This window comes from Mageeibacillus indolicus UPII9-5 (assembly GCF_000025225.2).
In the GTDB taxonomy this organism is placed as follows: domain Bacteria; phylum Bacillota; class Clostridia; order Saccharofermentanales; family Fastidiosipilaceae; genus Mageeibacillus; species Mageeibacillus indolicus.
Window position 1 is genome coordinate 413996 of sequence record NC_013895.2, and the last position, 20620, is coordinate 434615.

Annotated in this window: 18 protein-coding genes; 14 read left to right on the plus strand and 4 right to left on the minus strand. The window is 42.8% G+C overall.

What is annotated here, in order from left to right:
* Positions 1–3: 3 nt before the first annotated feature.
* The 6 genes from HMPREF0868_RS01870 to HMPREF0868_RS01890 all read left to right on the plus strand — a co-directional run bounded on the left by HMPREF0868_RS01870 (position 4) and on the right by HMPREF0868_RS01890 (position 5274).
* On the plus strand, positions 4–2319 hold the full coding sequence (locus tag HMPREF0868_RS01870; RefSeq protein ID WP_012993018.1) for a RelA/SpoT family protein: 2316 nt from the start codon (positions 4–6) through the stop codon (positions 2317–2319).
* Positions 2320–2379: 60 nt separating this feature from the next.
* Complete coding sequence (locus HMPREF0868_RS01875) at positions 2380–2820, plus strand: GNAT family N-acetyltransferase (RefSeq protein ID WP_012993019.1); 441 nt, start codon at positions 2380–2382, stop codon at positions 2818–2820.
* 482 nt (positions 2821–3302) lie between these two features.
* Positions 3303–3419 carry a DUF6061 family protein gene (locus HMPREF0868_RS08625; protein ID WP_012993021.1) on the plus strand — a complete coding sequence of 39 codons (117 nt, stop codon included), beginning with the start codon at positions 3303–3305 and terminating at the stop codon, positions 3417–3419.
* Between the two features lie 168 nt (positions 3420–3587).
* The gene (locus HMPREF0868_RS01880; protein WP_041705655.1) at positions 3588–4388 is read left to right on the plus strand and encodes a class I SAM-dependent methyltransferase; all 801 of its coding nucleotides are present in this window, start codon (positions 3588–3590) and stop codon (positions 4386–4388) included.
* Positions 4385–4894, plus strand: a complete 510-nt coding sequence (locus HMPREF0868_RS01885) for a GNAT family N-acetyltransferase (RefSeq protein WP_012993024.1) — start codon at positions 4385–4387, stop codon at positions 4892–4894. The genes HMPREF0868_RS01880 and HMPREF0868_RS01885 overlap by 4 nt, the downstream gene beginning before the upstream one ends.
* A gap of 11 nt (positions 4895–4905) precedes the next feature.
* Complete coding sequence (locus HMPREF0868_RS01890) at positions 4906–5274, plus strand: plasmid mobilization protein (protein ID WP_012993025.1); 369 nt, start codon at positions 4906–4908, stop codon at positions 5272–5274.
* Between the two features lie 99 nt (positions 5275–5373).
* On the opposite strand, the gene HMPREF0868_RS01895 is transcribed toward HMPREF0868_RS01890, so the two are convergent.
* Both HMPREF0868_RS01895 and HMPREF0868_RS01900 read right to left on the minus strand, forming a co-directional pair.
* On the minus strand, positions 5374–5595 hold the full coding sequence (locus HMPREF0868_RS01895; RefSeq protein WP_012993026.1) for a virulence RhuM family protein: 222 nt from the start codon (positions 5593–5595) through the stop codon (positions 5374–5376).
* 15 nt (positions 5596–5610) lie between these two features.
* Positions 5611–8064 (minus strand): ribonuclease J, encoded by a 2454-nt coding sequence (locus tag HMPREF0868_RS01900; RefSeq protein WP_012993027.1) that lies wholly within the window; start codon positions 8062–8064, stop codon positions 5611–5613.
* A 332-nt stretch (positions 8065–8396) separates the two neighbouring features.
* On the opposite strand from HMPREF0868_RS01900, the gene HMPREF0868_RS01905 reads away from it, so the two are divergent.
* The 5 genes from HMPREF0868_RS01905 to HMPREF0868_RS01925 all read left to right on the plus strand — a co-directional run bounded on the left by HMPREF0868_RS01905 (position 8397) and on the right by HMPREF0868_RS01925 (position 14286).
* Complete coding sequence (locus HMPREF0868_RS01905; RefSeq protein ID WP_012993028.1) at positions 8397–9233, plus strand: sulfide/dihydroorotate dehydrogenase-like FAD/NAD-binding protein; 837 nt, start codon at positions 8397–8399, stop codon at positions 9231–9233.
* Positions 9234–9286: 53 nt separating this feature from the next.
* Positions 9287–10690: an NADPH-dependent glutamate synthase gene (gltA, locus tag HMPREF0868_RS01910; protein ID WP_012993029.1), complete on the plus strand. Its 1404-nt coding sequence runs from the start codon at positions 9287–9289 to the stop codon at positions 10688–10690.
* 477 nt (positions 10691–11167) lie between these two features.
* Positions 11168–12709 (plus strand): ATP-binding cassette domain-containing protein, encoded by a 1542-nt coding sequence (locus HMPREF0868_RS01915; RefSeq protein WP_012993030.1) that lies wholly within the window; start codon positions 11168–11170, stop codon positions 12707–12709.
* 280 nt (positions 12710–12989) lie between these two features.
* Complete coding sequence (rpsT, locus tag HMPREF0868_RS01920; RefSeq protein WP_012993032.1) at positions 12990–13250, plus strand: 30S ribosomal protein S20; 261 nt, start codon at positions 12990–12992, stop codon at positions 13248–13250.
* Positions 13251–13359: 109 nt separating this feature from the next.
* Positions 13360–14286, plus strand: coding sequence for a hypothetical protein (locus HMPREF0868_RS01925; RefSeq protein WP_012993033.1), 927 nt, complete (start codon positions 13360–13362; stop codon positions 14284–14286).
* Between the two features lie 93 nt (positions 14287–14379).
* Here HMPREF0868_RS01925 and tyrS read toward each other — a convergent pair whose 3' ends face one another.
* The gene (gene tyrS, locus HMPREF0868_RS01930) at positions 14380–15654 is read right to left on the minus strand and encodes a tyrosine--tRNA ligase (protein ID WP_012993034.1); all 1275 of its coding nucleotides are present in this window, start codon (positions 15652–15654) and stop codon (positions 14380–14382) included.
* Positions 15655–15752: 98 nt separating this feature from the next.
* A complete protein-coding gene (locus HMPREF0868_RS01935) occupies positions 15753–17078 on the minus strand; it encodes a tRNA(Met) cytidine acetate ligase (protein ID WP_012993035.1) in 1326 nt (441 codons plus the stop codon).
* A gap of 382 nt (positions 17079–17460) precedes the next feature.
* On the opposite strand from HMPREF0868_RS01935, the gene pta reads away from it, so the two are divergent.
* The 3 genes from pta to infC all read left to right on the plus strand — a co-directional run bounded on the left by pta (position 17461) and on the right by infC (position 20599).
* A complete protein-coding gene (gene pta, locus HMPREF0868_RS01940; protein WP_012993036.1) occupies positions 17461–18453 on the plus strand; it encodes a phosphate acetyltransferase in 993 nt (330 codons plus the stop codon).
* A gap of 100 nt (positions 18454–18553) precedes the next feature.
* The gene (locus HMPREF0868_RS01945; RefSeq protein WP_012993037.1) at positions 18554–19753 is read left to right on the plus strand and encodes an acetate/propionate family kinase; all 1200 of its coding nucleotides are present in this window, start codon (positions 18554–18556) and stop codon (positions 19751–19753) included.
* Positions 19754–20011: 258 nt separating this feature from the next.
* The gene (gene infC / locus HMPREF0868_RS01950) at positions 20012–20599 is read left to right on the plus strand and encodes a translation initiation factor IF-3 (RefSeq protein ID WP_012993038.1); all 588 of its coding nucleotides are present in this window, start codon (positions 20012–20014) and stop codon (positions 20597–20599) included.
* The last annotated feature ends 21 nt before the right edge of the window (positions 20600–20620 follow it).

Here is a 20620-nt window from a genome sequence, read left to right on the forward strand (position 1 = left end):
AATATGGTCAATGCAAGTGAACGAGCAGCGATAGAGAATGATTTCAAATCATTTTTACATCAATATGAGCTTTATAGTAATACTACCGATAATTCTAAGCTTGAAAAGGCTTTTGAGTATGCGTTTCAAGCTCACATAGATCAACGGCGGCAAACGGGTGAACCATATATCACTCATCCGCTGACTGTAGCTACGATTTTGCTTGAACTGGAAGTGGACCAGGCGACTTTGGTTGCTGCATTGCTTCACGATACGGTTGAAGACACCGGCACCACTTTAGAAGATATAGCCGATCGTTTTGGGGATGACGTGGCCGCCCTGGTTGACGGCGTTACCAAGTTGGAAAAAATACGTTTTTCCTCCAAAGAGGAGCTGCAAGCGGAAAATTTTCGCAAAATGTTCCTTGCCATGGCTAAAGACATTCGAGTAGTTCTGATCAAGCTTGCCGACCGTTTGCATAACATGCGTACGTTGAAGACAATGCGCGAAGATAAACAAAAGCGCATTGCGCAAGAAACTCTGGACATTTACGCACCATTGGCGCATCGCTTAGGCATTTACAAATGGAAATGGGAATTGGAAGATCTGTGCTTGCGTTATTTGGATCGTACGGCATATTACGAATTGGTTGGAGCAATTGCGCAGCGGCGTGAAGAGCGTGAGCGCTATCTACAGGAAATAATTATAGATTTGCAAAAAACTGTCGCTGAAATGGGGATCAATGCTGAAATCGAAGGCCGTCCCAAACATTTCTACAGTATTTATCGAAAGATGGAAAAGAAACACAAGTCACTCGATCAGATTTTCGATCTATTTGCCTGTCGCGTGATTGTCGATACGGTTGTTGATTGTTATACCGTCCTTGGCTTGGTGCACGATCGTTTCCGCCCTATTCCGGGAAGATTTAAGGACTACATAGCCACTCCTAAACCGAATATGTACCAATCTTTGCATACAACCGTTTTCGGGCCTAAAGGAGTGCCGTTTGAGATTCAGATCCGTACTTTCGAAATGCATCGGGTAGCTGAATACGGTATAGCCGCTCACTACCGCTATAAAGAGGGGAAGACGGGTCCGGCTCGCCCCGGCAGCAAAGAAAGTGCCAATGATACGAAATTGGCTTGGTTGCGGCAGCTCCTAGACTGGCAAAAGGATATGAAAGATGCCGGCGAATTTATGGAGGGATTGCGCAACGGTCTGATAGAAGATGAAGTCTTTGTTTTTACGCCGCGTGGTGATGTAATATGTCTGCCAATCGGCGCGACACCGATAGATTTTGCCTACAATATTCACAGCGGCATCGGAAATCGCATGTACGGAGCCAGAATCAATAGCCGCATCGCTCCTATTGATACGGAGCTGAAAAACGGCGACATCGTGGAGATTCTTACTTCTGATAAAGTACATGGGCCTAGCCGGGATTGGCTGAATGTTGTGCGTAGCTCGTCCGCACGTTCTAAAATTAATCAATGGTTTAAAAAGGAAATGCGCGATGAAAATGTCCAGCAAGGCAAGGCAATTTTTGAACGCGAGCTTAAAAAAACCGGCTTTACATCGCATCAGCTGATGAAACATGAGTTCATTGACACCATGCTGCAAAAAAATCATTTCAACGCTTTGGATGACATGTTTGCAGCCATAGGATTCGGCGGTTTTTCTGCAACCAAGGCCATCCCTAAATTGCGTGACGAATATATCCGCAGCCTTCCCCCCGATGAACGCCTTAAATACGGCTATCGGGTCAACTCCAATGGTCAGGTTGTGCCGGATCAGGTTACCGCGACAATCAGTGAAGCTCAAGTAACTAGCAATAACAAAGATGTTAAGCACAAGCGGAAGTTGAATGATTTAGGAATTATTGTTAAAGGTATGGACAATTGCTTGGTTCATTTATCCCGCTGCTGCAACCCGGTAGTCGGCGATGCGATTATCGGTTACATTACAAGGGGTAAGGGGGTCGCTGTGCATCGGCGAATTTGCCCTAACATAAGCAAGCTTTTGAGTAATGCCTGTCTTAACTCAATAGAAGCCGAACGTGCGTCGCGTTTGATTGAATGCAGTTGGAGCAATGATGAAACGGCTGGGACTTATACAGTCAATGTGAAAATTTTGGCGCGGGATCGTTCGCATCTCCTGTCGGATATCACCTGTGCGATAGCGGAAGAAAAGGTTGAGATCGTCGGCGGTTCGCTAAGTGCAGTCAAAGATGTTACGGCAACGCTGTTTTTCAGTCTCGAAGTTAAAGATGCCATACAGTGTGATCGTGTGTTCGGGCGAATTAAGGCGATTCGTGATGTGATGGAGATCCATCGAATATAGCTAAATATGAATCAAACTGGCAAAATATAAGTTAAAAAGACAAAATAAAGGAAAAATAATATGGACCCAATTACCGTAAATGAAAACATAAAACTGATCCCTTATTTTGAAAATTATGAAACTACTTTGAAGTGGTACGAAGATAAAGATGTATGCAAACAAGTCGACAACATTGATTTCTTATACGATGTTGAAAGGCTAAAAAAAATGTACAACTATTTGAATACTCATGGAAAATTGTTCTATATTGAATATAAAAATGGATTAGTGGGAGATATTTCCTTGACAGATGACAATGAAATAGCAATAGTTGTGTGCAAAGAATTTCAAAACAAACACATCGGGCGAAATTGTGTCGAAAAAATTTTGGAATTAGCAAAAGAAAATGGCTTAAAATCAGTCACGGCAACTATCTACGCTTTTAATGATCAAAGCAGAAAAATGTTTGAAACTGTAGGCTTTAAGCAAATCGACGAAGAAGTATTTGTATACGAATTATAACCACCGAACTATTCGCTTTTGTGATTTTAGAAGTCACATCTTTTATTTCTATGTTCTAGTTTTATTCTTCAGGCTTATTTGCAAAATCAAGCACAAAAGTATCATGTTTTTGTGGGTGAGAACGATTCAATCTTTATAGCTTTATACGGGCTATGGCGATTAGCTAAGCATTTATTAATCGCAAAGTAATATTCAATACAGCGTGGGATACTTGCTGTTACAACCATTGTGCGTGCTTGACCAACAATTTTACCTTTTGCCATCACCTGTTCATGAAAATGATCGACCATCGGCCGTGTGCCGATAAGACAGTAAAACCGTAAAGTCGATAGATAGGTATTTCGATGCACAGTATAATTGGCACTGTTAAAATCGAAAATTAGATTTTAGTACAAAATAATATTGCTAAATGGCGATAACTTCCGTCGCGCCTATTGAAAATAGAATGATTGCTGTGTTATACCGTGCGTACACACGAACGAGTGGGCACGTTTGACGATCTGATCTACAATGGCCTGCTGACGTATGCCGTCATCGTTTTGAATGGTAACCCGGAGGCGTATCTCAAATCTGTTACTGAGTACAAGCCTTTGGACTAAAGCTCGGTATACCAAACACCGAATTAAGAATGGGCTTTGAGAGAAATTGAGGTATAACAATATGAAACAGATTATTACCATTCAGCACACGCAATCAATTCACCACACAAATGGTATGGTGGGTTCTTGGACAGATTGGGATCTTTCTGAATTAGGGGTATAAATAAAATGGACTTTGAACAACTTGCAAAAATAGAAAAAGAGAGTGAACGTGTAAACAGAACCTACGATATATTCAACGAAGATGCAAGGCTCAATCATTCCAAAGCCGCACGAGTTGAATTTTTGACTACCGTTCACTACATAGAAAAATATTTGAAAGATGGCGACAAGATACTCGACATTGGCGCAGGTGCAGGTGAATACAGCCTCTACTTTGCTCGTAAGGGTTATGAAGTCTCGGCTCTTGAACTTGCCGATGCCAATATTGTCGCATTCAAAAAGAAACTGACACCCGAAGATAAAATCGATCTTGTTCAAGGCAATGCCCTTGACCTCTCTCGATATGCAGATAAGTCGTTTGATATTGTCCTTCTGTTCGGCCCGCTTTATCATTTGAAAAATGATGCGGACAAACAGAAATGTATCAGCGAAGCAAAGCGTGTCTGCAAGGACGGCGGCAAGATCTTCTTCGCTTTTATTTCCAACGATTTTGTTTTCCTTACCGAGTTCGGATACGATGTGAATTATTTCAGCAACGGTGATTACGATAAGGAAACATTCAAGCTCAACGACTTTCCGTTTGTGTTTCATACGGTTGGTGCTGCGAGAAAACTTCTTGCAGATGGCGGTATAAATATCTTACACGAGGTTGCATCCGACGGAGCAAGCGAGCTTTTGGCGGCAAGGATCAACGAAATGAGCGACGAGGACTATACGCAGTATCTTCGCTATCACTTCTACATCTGCGAAAAGCCGGAACTGCTTGGTATGACCAATCACTTGCTGTTCATGGGAGAAAAGAAATGACCAAAATCCAATATGAAAACTTAACCATCCGTCAAGCCGAGGTTGCGGATGCGAAGCAGCTTGCCGCTTGGTGGAATGATGGTGCTGTGATGGCACATGCAGGCTTTCCTAACGGCTTGGGAACAACCGAGGAAGAAATTATTGAAAGATTTGGCAACGGTTGCATGGTCATTGAGGAAAGCGACCGTCTGATCGGTGAGTGCAATTACCGTAACATAGCGGACGGTGTTGCAGAAATCGGCATTAAGATCTGCGAAACCGATTATCAGAACCGTGGTGTCGGAAGAAAGGTTTTGAGTATGCTGATCGGTTGGCTATTCAGAAATGGCTATTCCAAAATCGTCCTCGATACCAACTTAACAAACACAAGAGCGCAGCACGTTTACGAATCACTTGGTTTCCGCAAGGTGAGAACCAATATTGATTCTTGGAAAGATCAGCTTGGTCAGCTTCAATCATCGGTCGATTATGAGTTGGTTGAAAAGGATTTTGTCAGTTATGAGTGAGGGAAACACCTATGCCAGATAACAGAAATCGCAAACGACCGATACAGGTAAAGTTCTTTGTAGATGAAAAAGAGCAAGCTCTGATAAAAAAGAAAATGGAGCATGCTGGCATTGAAAACATGAGTGCCTATATCCGCAAAATGGTAATCGACGGATACGTCGTGAAATTGGATATGCCTGAACTCCGTGAGCTGACACTCAGAATGAAAAGCATCTCCAACAGCGAAAACCAAATTGCCAAGCGTGTCAATTCCATCGGCAATATTTACGAATCAGATATTGAGGAAATCAAAAAGAACCAGGAAGAAATCTATGAGGGAATCCGACTTACCAGCAGGGAGCTTCATGGCAGCTTTTTTTGCTATGGTAAAGCTATTTGAATGGCCTGTTTCATAGTGTAGACTAGGTAGTAAGATATTTTTTTCGTCTGATGCAGTTGTTCGGAATTTCCGAACAACTGCATTTCCCTCAAGTTCTTCCTATTCAAAAATATGTTTAATGTGCTCACTGATGTTGGATTTACTTGTCTGATAAAGATCGCATAGTTGTTGTTGCGTCAGCCAAACTGTTTCATCCACGAAACGCACATCAATTTTTGTTTCACCATCTTCGCTATGTAACGTTGTGTTATCATCCGGTGAAACAAATTTTTCAACCACAGCCCCAAGGATACCCGCAGCATTATGGGTTTGGTTATCCATTATTTCACCTTTTCGTCACACTTCCAAAACTGAGACCAACACAATAGGCCGCCGTGAGGTTTTCTCGTAGAACAGAGAATAAAGTTGATCGCGGAATTGATGACTGCGCAACATATCGGCTAACGGTTTATTATTATTTACGACCTTTTTTATATAGCGATGAATCAAAGCAGTAGTTTCACTTTCGATGTCGGATAAATCACTTTGATAAACGAAACCTCGGGTCTGAATCGCTGGAGCGGCGGCCAAAGTTTGCGTTGCCTTGTTGACGCACAATGAGATGACGATAATTCCTTCTTCCGCCAAAATTTTGCGCGACTCCAGTACATTATTGTCAAGCGTGGTTGCCGATTTCCCGTCGATCAACACCGGCTCGGCGTTGAAGGAACCAACGATTTTAGCGTCGTTTTCGGTTATCTGACAAATGTCGCCATTGTTCAAGATGAATATTGTGTCCCAAGGTTGACCAATTTCATGCGCCAATTCAGCGTGCAAATGAAGCATACGATATTCCCCGTGCACCGGGATAAAATACTTTGGCCGCAATAATTCGTGAATCAATTTTATCTCTTCACGATAAGCGTGTCCGGAAACATGAATATGTGCCAAACTGGAATAAATAACTTTGGCACCTTTTTTATATAGCTCGTTAATTACCCGATAAATCGGCTTTTCGTTGCCGGGAATTGGGGTGGCTGAGATAATAATCGTGTCGCTGGGATTTATTTCAACTTTGCGATGCTCATCAAAGGCCATTCTTGTTAAGGCGGCCAGCGGCTCACCTTGACTTCCGGTAGTGATTATGACCAATTCCTCCGGCGCGTAGTTATCGACATTGGCCAAATCGATTATGGTGTCGGCACGACGCTTTATATATCCGAGAGAGTCGGCAGCGCGGAAAACATTTTGCATGGACCGCCCGATTAAAGCAACTTTGCGGTTGTGACGCTCGGCGGCATCTATGATCTGCTGAATTCTGTATACGTTGGAAGAAAAAGTCGCTACGATTACCCGTCCGGTAGCTTCGGCAAAAATCCCGGCAAATGTTTCGCCGACAACTTTTTCGGACGGCGAGAAACCAGCCCGTTCAATATTGGTACTTTCGCAAAGCAGCAGCAGGACCCCTTCTGAACCGATGGAGGCCAGACGCGGCAGATCGATTACCCCACCGTTAATGGGCGTGTAGTCGATTTTGAAGTCGCCGGTATGAATTACCGTACCAATAGGTGTTCTTATCGCCAACGCACAGGCATCGGCAATGCTGTGGTTGACATGAATGTATTCTACCGATAAACAGCCGGCCTTGATGACGTCGCCGTCATGGACAGTGCGTAACAACTTGTCTTTGCCTTTAATGCCGCGATCTTCCAGCTTGTAGCGGATCAGTTCAATCGGTAATGGCGTAGCATACACCGGTGCGTCAATTTTTTCCATGAGCCAACTCAATGCTCCGATATGATCTTCATGCCCGTGAGTAATAAAAACGCCGCGCAATTTGTGCACGTTTTTGAAGACGTACTCCATGTTGGGAATGATGGAGTCAATACCCGGATGCGAATCGTCAGGAAAGGAAACGCCGCAGTCAATGATTATCATATCGTTGCCGTATTCAAGTACGGTCATGTTACGACCTACTTCGCATAAACCGCTTAATGGAATTACACGCAAGGCCTTTACTTTGGTTTTGGGCTTTGCTTTGTCGGCTTCGGATTTCAAATTCAGGGATGTTCCTTTGCGCATGCGTAGGGCTTTAAAAGACGGTGAGTAGTGTGGCTCGGAGCGGGCGATATCTAAGCTCGACCAGATGTTTTCACGTATCGCTGGCAGTTGGGAAGCTGTAAATGTGGCTGGGGTGATAGTTTGCTCCGAGGTCAGCTTATTGGCTGGAGTTGGCCGTTGATTTTGTTTATTACGGCCTGATCTGGCAGTTCTGCTTTTTGGCTGAACTGTTTTGTTTTTGCTCTTAACCGCAGTAGACTCAGTCGTTTTGGCGGCAGAAGAAGCTGCTGAATCTGGTATGTATATTTTTAGTGTCGATGTTTTGCTTTGCTCAGATTGAGTGGTCAAAGGTGTTATCTGTGATTTTGATGATATAACCGATTCAGGGTGGCGAACCACGTGTTTTCTTTTGGCGGTGGTTTTGGGCACAGGTTTGCCGGTAGGTTTGGCGGCAAGTTTGGCTGCATGCTTGGTGGTGGCTTTGCCGGCAGGTTTGGCGGCAAGTTTGGCTGCCGGCTTGGCGGTGGTTTTGCCGATAAATTCATTGACAGACTTGACGTTGCCTCTGTCGGCAGACTTAGTGCGTGTTTTGCCGATGAATCTGCCCCCGGCCTCAGTAACAGATCCGGTGGCCGTCGTCACTTGCGTGCTGGCAGCAGAAAAACTGTGTGCAGGCTTACGACCGGTGGCGGTTCTTTTGATGCGTTCTTTAATTGACACGCCCCTTTTGGGAGGAGTGGTATCTTGCATTAGGTTAGACCTCCTAACATTATTTCAGGTAAATGATTGTTTATTTAATAATTACAGCTTTTGACAAATTTTGTATGCGAAGTGCAATTAATTAATTTTTCTATATTGCTTTCATTATAGCATTATCCTGTAAATAATTTTAGCTAAGTATGTAAATCAAAAACGTTTATAAAGAATTTTTAAAAATTAAATTTAACTACATAAAATTGCCTTTGCACGGAAAAAGTATAAGATTTTTGTTATTTCCTCGAGTCATCAGCCAAAAGCGTTGCGAGGCTAATTAAAATAACTTACTATGAAATGGGAACAAAAATATATACGGAGGCAGAACTATGTTTAAAATCGCTGAGCGAAGAGATTTGAATGAAAATGTAGTGTTGATGAAGATAGAAGCCCCGCTAATTGCGCGAAAAGCCAAAGCCGGGCAGTTTATTATCTTCAGGACAGATGAATTTGGAGAAAGAATTCCTCTGACCGTCGCGGATACCGATCCGGAAAAGGGTACGGTAACGATAATTTTCCAAAAAGCGGGTGAAGGAACGCGCCTGCTGGCAACCAAAAAAGCCGGAGAATGTATAGCCGATTTTGTCGGTCCGTTGGGACGCCCTTCTGAACTCGAAGGCTACAAACGTGCCTGTGTTATCGGAGGCGGTGTGGGTAACGCCATTGCTTATCCCTCAGCCAAAGCATTGCACAATTTGGGGGCGCACGTTGACGTAATTGCCGGTTTCCGAAATAAAGATATAGTTATTTTGGAAGATGAGATGAGGGCAATTTCAGATAATTTATATATAACTACCGATGACGGAAGTTACGGTGAAAAAGGCTTTGTTACCGACAAGCTGCGCAGTTTGATTGAAGGCGGAGCTAATTACGACTTGGTAATCGCCATCGGCCCGGTTATCATGATGAAGTTTATCTGCGACATTACCAAAGAATATGGAATAAAAACTTTAGTATCCTTGAATCCTATCATGATTGATGGAACCGGTATGTGCGGCGGTTGCCGCGTGACCGTCGGCGGCAAAGTCAAGTTTGCATGCGTTGACGGACCGGAGTTCGACGGCCATGAAGTAGACTTTAAGTCTTTGATGAGCCGTAACAAATTTTATCGTCAACAAGAAATGGAACGTGACCACCAATGCCGAATCGGCATCAATCACGCTTAACGATAAGATAGGCGAATACCTACCAACAAACATCAAGAGAGAGGATAATATACATGATTAATCGTTCCATGACCAAAGTACCGATGCCGGAACAAGATCCGCTGGTACGCAACAAAAATTTTGCTGAAGTTTCTACCGGCTACACAGAAGAAATGGCTGTTGAAGAAGCGCAGCGTTGCTTAAACTGTCGTCACCGTCCTTGCGTGGATGGGTGCCCGGTAAATGTAAAGATTCCAGAATTTATCAAATTAATTACTGAAGGTGAGTTCGAAGCCGCTTATCAGAAGATATGCGAAACCAACGGTTTGCCGGCGGTCTGCGGCCGTGTTTGCCCACAGGAAAGCCAATGCGAAAGCCGTTGTGTTCGAGGCAAGAAAGGCGAGTCTGTCGGCATCGGTCGTTTGGAACGCTTTTCGGCCGACTATCACCGCCTTAATGTAGAAGACAACCTGACCCCGCCACCGTGCAACGGACACAAAGTTGCGATTCTCGGTGCCGGACCATCCGGTTTGACCTGCGCACGTGATTTGGCGCAAAAAGGTTACAAGGTAACCATATTTGAGGCCTTCCATACCCCAGGTGGCGTTTTGGTTTACGGCATCCCTGAATTCCGTCTTCCTAAAGCGATCGTGCAGCGCGAAATCGAAAATCTAAAAAAATTAGGCGTGGAAATTTGTTTGGATATGGTTATCGGACGGATTCTTACGATAGATGAATTGATACACGAAATGGGCTATGAAGCGGTGTTCATAGGTACCGGTGCCGGTCTACCTTCATTTATGAATATCCCAGGTGAGTCACTCATCGGTGTATATTCGGCCAATGAATATTTGACTCGAACCAACTTAATGAAAGCATACGACCAGGCACACTACCATACACCTATCCGCCATAGCAAAAATGTAGCAGTTATCGGTGGCGGAAACGTTGCCATGGACGCGGCTCGTTCAGCAATCCGTCTGGGAGCTGAGAAAGTTTACATCGTTTATCGTCGTTCAGAGGAAGAAATGCCGGCTCGTCGTGAGGAAGTACATCACGCCAAAGAAGAGCAGATCATTTTCAGAAATTTGTGTAACCCAGTGCGAATCATCGGCAACGAGAATGATGAGGTCGTCGGTATGGAAATAATTAAAATGCAATTAGGCGAACCTGATGCTTCCGGCCGCCGTCGCCCTATTCCGATTGAGGGGTCAAATGAAATAATTGATGTTGATACCGTAATCGTTTCAATCGGGACCACGCCCAATCCGTTGATTAAACATACAACGCCTGACCTTGATACAAACAAGTGGGGTTGCTTTAACGTCAATGATTCGATGAAAACGTCAAGAGACGGAGTTTATGCCGGCGGTGATGCGGTAACCGGAGCTGCAACCGTAATTCAAGCGATGGGTGCCGGAAAAAAAGCTGCCGTGGCCATAGACGAATTTTTGCAAAGTGGCGGACGAGCGAAATAATGAGTCCGATACGTGAGATATTTGCTGAGGCCTGACGGACTTATACCTGTTGGACTTAGGCCAGATGGCCAGTACATAAAAATGCATAATTGACCGAACAAAAGCCGCATCTTAACGATGCGGCTTTTGCATAAGGGGGATACGAAGTGTCTGCTCTTGTGGCTTTGAGCAGATACGGAAATGTCATAATAATCATTTGTACGAACAACTAAATAATACAATAATTGAGCTAATAAGTCAACGCGATACCCAAGGAATATCCTTAACATGAAAGTAAGGCAGTTGAAAATAAGACTAATACCGCGTAACGTTTTTGCAGGTTTATGAAAAAAGATAAAACAAAAGAGAGCCCAAGAGCCTTATATTGGTTCTTGGGATCCCAAAACCTACAATAAATTGACGCGGTCAAAGACTAATTGCCCGTTGTAAAAAAATTAATATATTGATATAATTAGACATGATGCTACGGAGGGAAAAATGATTAATAAAATAATAAAAAAGTCTAGGAAATATATTATATTACAAATATTTTTCTCTATACTATCGACTATAGCTATAGCAATAATTCCTATATTACATAAAAGTTTAATAGACAATGTAATTCCACAATCATCTTTTATTTATTTGAAAAAAATATTTATATGTTATTTGATTGCAATTTTACTCTATCTATTATTTACTTTTTTGTCAGAAAAATTTGTTTGGCGTACAGCGATAGACTTTGAAAATAGAATGCAAAAGATAATTTTTTCGAGGTTTACAGAGTTAAGTTATGATAAATTTTCTAGTAAAAAGACAGAAGAATATTATGCAATATTGACCAAAAATATTACGCAAATTGAACAAGATTATTTAACACCTAAAATATCTTTGCTTAAATCAATATTTTCAATTTTAATATATGGAACAATAACATTTGTTCATAATAGATTAATATTTTTTATCATTGTTATATTATCTTTAGCTGTTGTATTTATTCCGAAAATCTTTAAAGGAAAGCTTAAATCTTTTGCATCTATATATATTAAGCAAAATGAAAAGTATGCTAATATAGTCAATGAATTGTTAAGAGCTTTTGATATGATTGATTCTAAAGTTAAAAAGTCATTTAATAAAAAATTTTCAGACGAGACAACTTTATTAAGTTACAAAAGATTAGCTTATGGATCAGTTAAAATAGTTAGTAATCTGGCATCAGGTGGTCTAATAATGATTCTGGAAATGCTTGTATTAATTATATCAGTATATTTCTCTATGATAAATATTATTAGTATAGGTGAAGTAGTGATGTTCTTTTCATATTCTAAGTCATTTACAGATCCTTTAATAGAAATTTTATATTGTATTAATGCTATTAATAGTACAGAAGATATCAGAAAAGACCTAAATGAATTTCTTAATCAAGAATATACAGATGTTAAGACGATTGATTTGTTCATTAATAAAAGATTGATTTTGGATAATGTTGAAGTTGCTTATCCTGAAAAGAAATATATTTATAACTGCGAATTTAGAGAAGGTGGTAAATATATTATTTTTGGGGAGAGCGGATCAGGTAAATCTACATTATTGAAATTATTAGCTGGAAAGATATCTAATAATGTGAAGGTTACTCCCGCTTTTAATTATTCGATTGATGAAATTTCTTATTTATCTCAAGAACAAATAATTTTTTCGGATGATTTTTATAGTAATGTAACATTGTATGGTGCATATAATTATAATAATATTTTTTCAGATTGGAATTATGAAGATAAATACAGCAACAGAGAAGATGTATCATTAATGAGTGGTGGAGAGAAACAATATATAAAAATAATAAGAAGCTTAATACAGAACAAAAAATTACTATTACTAGATGAACCAACTACAGGAATGGATGATACGACAGCAAAAAAGATAATGGAATCTTTATCAAAGTCAAGAAATACTATTATTGTAGTTACACATAACATTTCAATAATTGATAAAAACAAATGGTCATTGTTGAATATAGATACGGTGAGGAAAATAGCATGAAGGATTATCAATTATCAAAATCATTAGCTTGGCAAAAAGTTGAAAAGTATGATTTAGTATATGTTTTGGATCTGAAAGGAGTAAGCGGGATTCGTTGTATAGATTCGTCAATCTATAACAGACGTGGTTACAAGTATTGACTTTATATAGGTTCTTGGGCTCCCAAAATCTACAATAAATTGACGCGGTCTGAAGACTAATTGCCCGTTGCAAAAAAAATATAGCTGTGTTAAAATTACATAGCTATTTAAGTTGCAACGTCAACATAGGAGGTGAAACGATGCCGAATATTAAATCCGCGATTAAGCGTGTGAAGGTTCTGCAAAAAAAAGCAGCAGCTAACAAGATCAAACGAAGTGAAATTCGTACTGCTGTCAAGAAGGCCCGCGTTGCCGTTGCCGAATCTAACGAACATGCTTCTGAAATTTATCGCTCTGTTCAGAAAAAGTTGGATCAAGCTGCTTGCAAAGGCCGTTTGCATAAGAACACAGTTGCTCGTCGCAAGTCCGCTTTAGCCAAGGCTCTGAACGCAGCAAAGTAAGCTTCATGAATTGATTTTAAAGAGCAGCAGTTTTGCCGCTCTTTTTTTTTTACAGTAATGAATGATGAAAGTTGGATGACGAATGTCTTACTAAGGGGCGGCTGAATTTGTGTTGCGAGATAAGTGGTTAATACTTAAACATCGCTTAGGGGCGATGATTATTGCAGTTCTTACTATTCTTTTAGCCGTAAATGTATATCGGGTCAGCTATAACTTGAGCTTTGATGATCCGCTTACTTGGCCGGAAGTTATCAAGGAGAAATTGGCTGCTTTGCCAGAACTGTCTTTACACCGGGCTGAAATGGAACCGGAAGTTTGCGGGATGCTTAGGTTTCGCAGTACCGGAGTGGTGCTTTTTCGCATGCACGATAAACCGGAGTGGAACGGCTTGGTGATAATGCGTAAAGGTTTTAATCAACGCTGGCGATTGTCCGGGCTGCAATTCGGTATCAATCGTTCGGTAAACCGCTGGTTAATACGGGCGGGCGGGCAGCGTAGCCTGTTAATCTATGCTGGCACAATGCCTGACGGAACTGAGAGTGTTAACTTTATTGACGAACAGGCAGCGGCGGCGAATGCGGCTGCAACGGCAACGGATTCGGCGGCTGCAGTTACCGCAGATAAGCGAATTTTGTATACGGCGAAGGTTAGTGGGGAATTTTGCCTGATAAAAATCGAACAGGAAGAAAGTCCGCAACTTTGGCAATATTTTATCGGCAATGGCACTTTACCGAAATTACAGTATCGCGGTAGCTACGGAACCTTGTATCCCGAGCAGTCACTTGATCTACGAGCGGCTGCTAGGTCACGGGACACCCGTGTGACGTACACGGAAAATGTAACCGTTTGGGCAGTATTGATTCTGATCGTCGGGATGTTACTCAGCGTGCGCCAGTGGCAGTATGCTGAAATTATGGCCATGGATCGCCAACAGGCTATTGTCAGCCGTCACATCAGCAAATTACTGAATAAGCATCATCGACCTGGTCATAGCAGTTCCGCCGATCGCCACATGAATCATCATCAAAGAACATAAAACACCCGGCTGTGTAAACGCAAACCGGGCGTTAGTCTAAATAAGTTCTTTAAGCTACTAAGTTTTGGCTGAAGTAAGCTTTAAATGCAGGCTTTACTTCAAGATGAAACGATAGTATTTCTTTTTGCCCTTGCGAATAATAGCCTCGCCGTTAGCGAAATCATCGGCACACCAAGTGCGGCTGAAGTCAGCGATAACTTTTTCATTTAAGAAGAGGCCGTTCTGCTGCATCAAGCGACGCCCTTCACCTTTAGACGGAATGAGTTTCACGGCCAACAAACTGTCTAAAATGGTGGTTTTGCCTAAGTCAGAAGATCCAAGCTCGGCCGTTTCCATAGATTGCGATCGTCCGCCGCCTTCAAACAGCTCAATCGCTTGTTGCTGACATTGGGCAGCAATTTCTTCCCCATGTATGAGTTTGGTTACCTCAAACGCCAGACGCTTTTTGGCGGTATTGATTTCCGAGCCTTCCAACTTTTCATAGGCACGAATTTCGTCCATAGAAACAAAGGTGACCATTTTTAGGCAGTTGATTACATCGGCATCGGCAATGTTCCGCCAGAATTGATAGAATTCAAACGGTGGGCATTTATCCGGATCAAGCCAGAGAGCTCCATTGGCGGTTTTGCCCATCTTAATACCTTCACTTGTGGTAAGCAGCCGGAAAGTCAGGCCGTAGGTTTCTTCTCCGGTTTTACGACGGATAAGGTCGGTCCCGGCCAAAATGTTTGACCACTGATCGTCACCACCGAGCTCCAAGCGGCAATTCATACTCTCGTGCAATTTATAAAAGTCATAGGCCTGCATCAACATATAATTGAATTCAAGGAAAGTGAGCCCGACCTCTAAACGCTTTTTGTAGCATTCGGCGGTCAACATGCGGTTAACGCTGAAACAAGGGCCGAATTCACGCAAAAAATCAATGTAATTAAGATTGAGAAGCCAGTCCGCATTGTTAGCGATCGTAGCTTTGCCCGGGCCGAATTCAATCAGACGGCTCATTTGCGCTTTTATACAGTCGACGTTGTGTTGTACCGTTTCACGGGTCATCATTTTGCGTAGGTCGCTGCGCCCTGAGGGATCACCGATCATTCCGGTTCCGCCGCCCATCAAGGCAATTGGCCGATGCCCTGCTTTTTGCATATGAGCCATGATCATAACTTGGATAAAATGACCGGCGTGCAAACTGTCCGCTGTCGGATCAAAACCTATGTAAAATGTAACGCCTGGTTTACTGAGCAACTTGCGAACTTCTTCCGGATGAGTGCACTGAGCAATGTAGCCACGTTCGGATAAAATATCATATATGTTGGTTTCTTGCGTCTCATGCACATCTTGAGATCTGTTTATATCTGTACCTTCTGCCATAACTCCACCTCTACCAAATACTTTAAAATGCAATAATTTTAACACTTGAGATAGTTAAATGCAAACTAGCTGTCTAGCAAACGGACCACTTTTGAGACTCAGCTGTCACCGGAAAGATATTTACCAGCGCGGGCAAACTCATTAAATTCGGTGCCGCCCGGCCGCTGCAAACTGTAGGCAATTAAATCGGCCGCCCTTAAGCATAGCTCACCTTGCTGCCGTACCGCATCGGTGGGGAGGTATTCTAAAAAATCGGAAGCATTGTTGATTAACGGTAAAGTTGCTTTTTGCCGGAGCAGCCTCAGCAGATAACGCCCACGTTTGCTGTAAGCAAGCGGCCGTATGTAGGACGGGCCAGCCTTTAACTGAAGATTAAATTCGTTTTGGTCGATATTCAGTAAAAAAGCGCAGAAAGCACGGTTGACCCGTCCGGTTGGCCGTCGTTTATCGGTAACCTCGACAGCTAGATCGGTCCAATTCTTCAACTCTCGCCCCTGCTTTTGCAATAAAATTTGCGCGGCACGCAAGAGACCTTCACTGCTGTTGAGAGAGCAAGACAGTTCCTCTCGGGTTGCGACACGTAATCGCGCGAAAAGAGGCAGGGACAGGGAATTACAAGTCGGTATAGAATGTTCCCTGTGATGAAGAAGAATTTCACCCAATACATGCGCCGGCATTTTACCGGCCAAAATCCGTAAAAGCGCGGCGGTGGATGACGTGCTTAAAATTGCCTGCCGGAGAGCCGTACCGGAGAGCCAAGTACCCGGTGCTGTCGTAAGCGACTTGTCTTTTTCCGCTTGACCCTGTCGAGGCAGAAAATGCAACGTCAATTGTTTGCTGAGCTGATAGCGCAAAATTGCTACGGCATATTCAAGTGCCAAAATATTATTGGAAGATTTAAAAAAAGTTTCAAAGCTAAAGCCTTCTTGCAGTGCCGTTAGATACCAATCAGGCTGAAGAGAAGATAAGAATTTTATTACCGCTCGGCTGCGTGCAACGGCGAAACTGTTACCGCTGTCAAGCAATAAGTGCAGTTCATCCTCGAAAATTTTTGGCTCGTCAATTAAAATTTTAGCAATATTATAAAAAATATCAGGCCGATCGCTGTCTTCAGCCCCACAAAAAACATTCATGCGCAGGCCTGTGGCGGCTAAAAGTCGGACGGCACCGGCGGCAAAACTTCCGGCGGCAGAACAGGCAAAGGGAAGCGGCAGTTCCAGAACCAAATCACTGCCCATTTTAATTGCCAGCTCACCGCGTACAAACTTAGTCAAAATGGCCGGTTCACCACGTTGGGTAAATTCCCCGGACATAACATTTATAATTGCGGTATCTTCACCGCATATGCGCCGAATCTCACGATACTGCCAGGCGTGACCGTGATGAAAAGGGTTGTATTCAGCTATTACGGCGGCTACATTCATAAAACACCTCTTAAGATAATCTGACTTAATACTTTATTTAATGCATTATCCGATACGTATCTGATACTTTTTTGATACCTCCTTGAAAAGTTTAACATTTTGCCGGGTGTAACGCTATAAGAAAAGCAAAAATATAGTATTTGTTAATTTGAATATATGCTATGATAACCACAGTTGTAACTATAATTTAGTTACCCTTCATTCCTTTTTGTTCCGATACCCTCATCATTGCGGTGGTGAGGGTATTCATTTTGGGGAGAGGCCGCCGTTTGCGTGTCGTTTTTCATTATTTCGGTTGAACTGAAACGAAAAATTACCTATACTGTGAGTGATAAGCGAGTGTAGCAGATACACTTATTTTTCAGAATGGATGGTAACGAATATGAAATTAATTGATCGAATTATTGCCAGAGCCAAGAGTGCCGGCAAAACAATTGTTTTGCCCGAATCTGAGGATCGAAGAGTTTTGGAAGCAGCTGCCAAAGCTACCGCTTCCGGTTTGGCCAAAATAGTCCTTATCGGTGACAAAGAAGAAGTACTAAAACGAGCGGAAGGCTTGGATTTGAGCCAAGTCAGATTTGTCAATCCTCTTACTTACGAGAAGAAAGACGAATACATCGAAAAGTTTTATGAATTACGTAAGAACAAGGGCATGACTTTGGAAAAAGCTGCAGAGACTATGAAAGACTACACCTTCTTTGCCGTGATGATGGTTAAAATGGGCGAAGTTGATGGAATGGTCTCGGGTGCCGCACACAGCACTGCCAATACTTTACGTCCTGCTTTGCAAATTTTGAAAACCGCTCCCGGCACAGCCATCGTTTCGGCATTTTTCTTAATGTGCGTACCTGACTGCCAATATGGAGAAGAAGGTAATTTTATTTTCGGCGATTCAGGTTTGGTTGAGAATCCGTCGGCAGAAGACCTAGCGGAAATTGCTATTTCATCAGCCGCATCTTTCCGTCAACTGGTGGAAAAAGAACCGAAAGTTGCCATGCTTTCATATTCGACAAAAGGCTCGGCCAAAAATCCATTGGTTGACAAGGTAATTGCAGCTACTGAGTTGGCAAAGGCCAAAGCCCCTGATTTGCAACTTGACGGCGAACTGCAGCTGGATGCGGCACTAGTAGAGTCCGTAGGTAAATCCAAAGCTCCCGGCAGTAAAGTTGCAGGTAAGGCGAATACGTTGATTTTCCCAGATTTAAATGCCGGAAATATCGGTTATAAACTTGTTCAACGTTTGGCCAAAGCTGAGGCTTACGGGCCGATCTGTCAAGGTATAGCTGCCCCGGTCAACGATCTTTCCCGTGGCTGCGTAGCGGATGATATCGTTGGTGTTATCGCAATAACAGCGGTACAGGCTATGGCCCACTGATACTTAATATAGGCGGTTGGCAGCGATTGTTTAAGCTGGACTGTTGTTTTGCACAATTGCCGAAGGGTATAAATTATTAGTTGCAACGAAAGGAAGCTTTATGAAAGTATTGGTTATTAATGCCGGTTCTTCGTCACTGAAATATCAGTTGTTGAATACCGACACCAAAGAAGTCATGGCCAAGGGTTTGGCAGAGCGGATCGGAATTAACGATTCTTTGCTCAGCTACAAACGTAATAACGCTGATAAGATCGAAAAAAAGATCGATATGCCGGATCATACTGCGGCAATTGAAGCGGTATTGGGTTTGTTGACCGACAAAACGGTTGGCGTTATCAAGTCAATGAGCGAAATTGATGCTGTAGGCCATCGTGTTGTCCATGGAGGGGAAAAATTTGCCGCTGCTGCGGTTATAACCCCTGAAGTTAAGAAAGCAATTGAAGAATGTGTTGACTTGGCACCGCTGCACAATCCGCCGAATCTTACCGGTATTGAGGCGTGCCAAGCGGCTATGCCGAATGTGCCGCAAGTCGCCGTCTTTGACACCGCTTTCCATCAAACAATGCCTGCTGAGGCTTATATGTATGCCATCCCTTATGAGTATTATGAGAAATATAAGGTGCGTCGTTACGGTTTCCACGGAACTTCCCATGCTTATGTTGCTGAACGGGCTGGCAAAATTCTCGGCCGCGACTGGCGTGATTTGAAAATTATTACCTGCCATTTAGGCAATGGCTCATCGATTGCGGCAATTAAAAACGGTAAATGCATTGATACTTCTATGGGCTTTACCCCGCTGGCTGGAGTGCCTATGGGTACACGCAGCGGTGATATCGACCCGGCAATATTGAAATTCTTAGGCGAAAAAGAGAACCTCAGTTTGAGCGAACTTGATACTATTTTGAACAAAAAATCGGGCATGGTCGGTGTATCGGGCGTTGGTTCGGATTTCCGCGATCTTGGTGCGGCGAAAGCGGCAGGTAATGCGCGTGCTGATTTGGCGTTAAAAATGTTTTCTTATGCTGTTCGCAAGTACATCGGAGCTTATACAGCAGCACTTAACGGTGTGGATGTAATTGTATTTACCGCCGGAGTTGGTGAAAATGGCAGTGCCGAGCGGCAAGATATTTGCTGCGGCTTAGATTATTTAGGTCTGGTTTTTGATGAAGAAGCAAACAAAGTTGCGCGCGGAATCGAAAAAATCATCTCCAAGCCGGAGTCAAAAGTTACGGTCATGGCCATTCCGACTAATGAAGAGCTAAGCATAGCTTTGGAAACAGAGCGTTTGACTGCGAAGTAAAAGTCGGCAGGGACCGGTGAATTTGGATATTGATGCCTGACGAGGCAGTCGAAAAATACTTTAAAAGTATCAGCTGAATAAAAGATAAAACGGAATCGGTGCAACATAGTTGTGCCGATTTTGTTTTTTTGAATCGTACGAACTACGTATAAACCATTGACAAGGCAATAGAAGCGTGCTAGACTAAACAAGATTCAAAGATTCAAGCAGAAGTTCCGCTTCTCACCTTTAGCACAGCGAAAAGGTCAATATGTATCGGTGGGAACCGATGATGACGGAACATGGATTGCCATTGTTCCGATTTTTTATTTGGAGGTGAAATTTATCGCTAAGCAAAACAACAGTCTTCAGGTTAATGATGCTATCCGTTTTAAGCAAGTGCGCCTAATTAACGCCGACGGACAGATGGTCGGGGTGGTGCCGATCAGTGAGGCTTTACGCCAAGCTGAGGAAGCTGATCTCGATTTGGTACTCATTTCCCCCAATCCAGACAATCCGGTATGTCGCGTGATGGATTATGGGAAGTATCAATTTGAACAAGCAAAACGGGAGAAAGAAGCTAAACGTAACCAGAAGGTAGTGGAAGTTAAAGAAGTCGGCTTGAAATTGACTACAGAAGAGCATGATTTAGGCTTCAAGCTGAAGAACGCCGAAAAGTTCTTACGTGACGGCAATCGAGTTAAAATTTCCATACGTTTCCGTGGCCGCGAGATGGCTTACACCCAGCAAGGCTACGAAGTGATGAATTCGGTATCCGATAAATTAGCGGAAGTGGCTCAAGTGGATCGCGCACCTAGAGTCGAAGGTCGCAACATGATAATGTTTTTGATGCCCAGAAAAAAATAGAACTCAATAGAGGAGGTAAAT

Bases quoted from the DNA above. Each gene is read 5' to 3' on its own strand.
- HMPREF0868_RS01935 (WP_012993035.1), bottom strand. From the start codon at position 17,078: ATGAATGTAGCCGCCGTAATAGCTGAATACAACCCTTTTCATCACGGT.
- HMPREF0868_RS01895 (WP_012993026.1), bottom strand. From the start codon at position 5,595: ATGGATAACCAAACCCATAATGCTGCGGGTATCCTTGGGGCTGTGGTT.
- HMPREF0868_RS01945 (WP_012993037.1), top strand. From the start codon at position 18,554: ATGAAAGTATTGGTTATTAATGCCGGTTCTTCGTCACTGAAATATCAG.
- pta (WP_012993036.1), top strand. From the start codon at position 17,461: ATGAAATTAATTGATCGAATTATTGCCAGAGCCAAGAGTGCCGGCAAA.
- HMPREF0868_RS01900 (WP_012993027.1), bottom strand. From the start codon at position 8,064: ATGCAAGATACCACTCCTCCCAAAAGGGGCGTGTCAATTAAAGAACGC.
- HMPREF0868_RS01875 (WP_012993019.1), top strand. From the start codon at position 2,380: ATGGACCCAATTACCGTAAATGAAAACATAAAACTGATCCCTTATTTT.
- HMPREF0868_RS01890 (WP_012993025.1), top strand. From the start codon at position 4,906: ATGCCAGATAACAGAAATCGCAAACGACCGATACAGGTAAAGTTCTTT.
- HMPREF0868_RS01905 (WP_012993028.1), top strand. From the start codon at position 8,397: ATGTTTAAAATCGCTGAGCGAAGAGATTTGAATGAAAATGTAGTGTTG.
- gltA (WP_012993029.1), top strand. From the start codon at position 9,287: ATGATTAATCGTTCCATGACCAAAGTACCGATGCCGGAACAAGATCCG.
- HMPREF0868_RS01915 (WP_012993030.1), top strand. From the start codon at position 11,168: ATGATTAATAAAATAATAAAAAAGTCTAGGAAATATATTATATTACAA.
- HMPREF0868_RS01870 (WP_012993018.1), top strand. From the start codon at position 4: ATGGTCAATGCAAGTGAACGAGCAGCGATAGAGAATGATTTCAAATCA.
- HMPREF0868_RS01880 (WP_041705655.1), top strand. From the start codon at position 3,588: ATGGACTTTGAACAACTTGCAAAAATAGAAAAAGAGAGTGAACGTGTA.
- rpsT (WP_012993032.1), top strand. From the start codon at position 12,990: ATGCCGAATATTAAATCCGCGATTAAGCGTGTGAAGGTTCTGCAAAAA.
- tyrS (WP_012993034.1), bottom strand. From the start codon at position 15,654: ATGGCAGAAGGTACAGATATAAACAGATCTCAAGATGTGCATGAGACG.
- HMPREF0868_RS01885 (WP_012993024.1), top strand. From the start codon at position 4,385: ATGACCAAAATCCAATATGAAAACTTAACCATCCGTCAAGCCGAGGTT.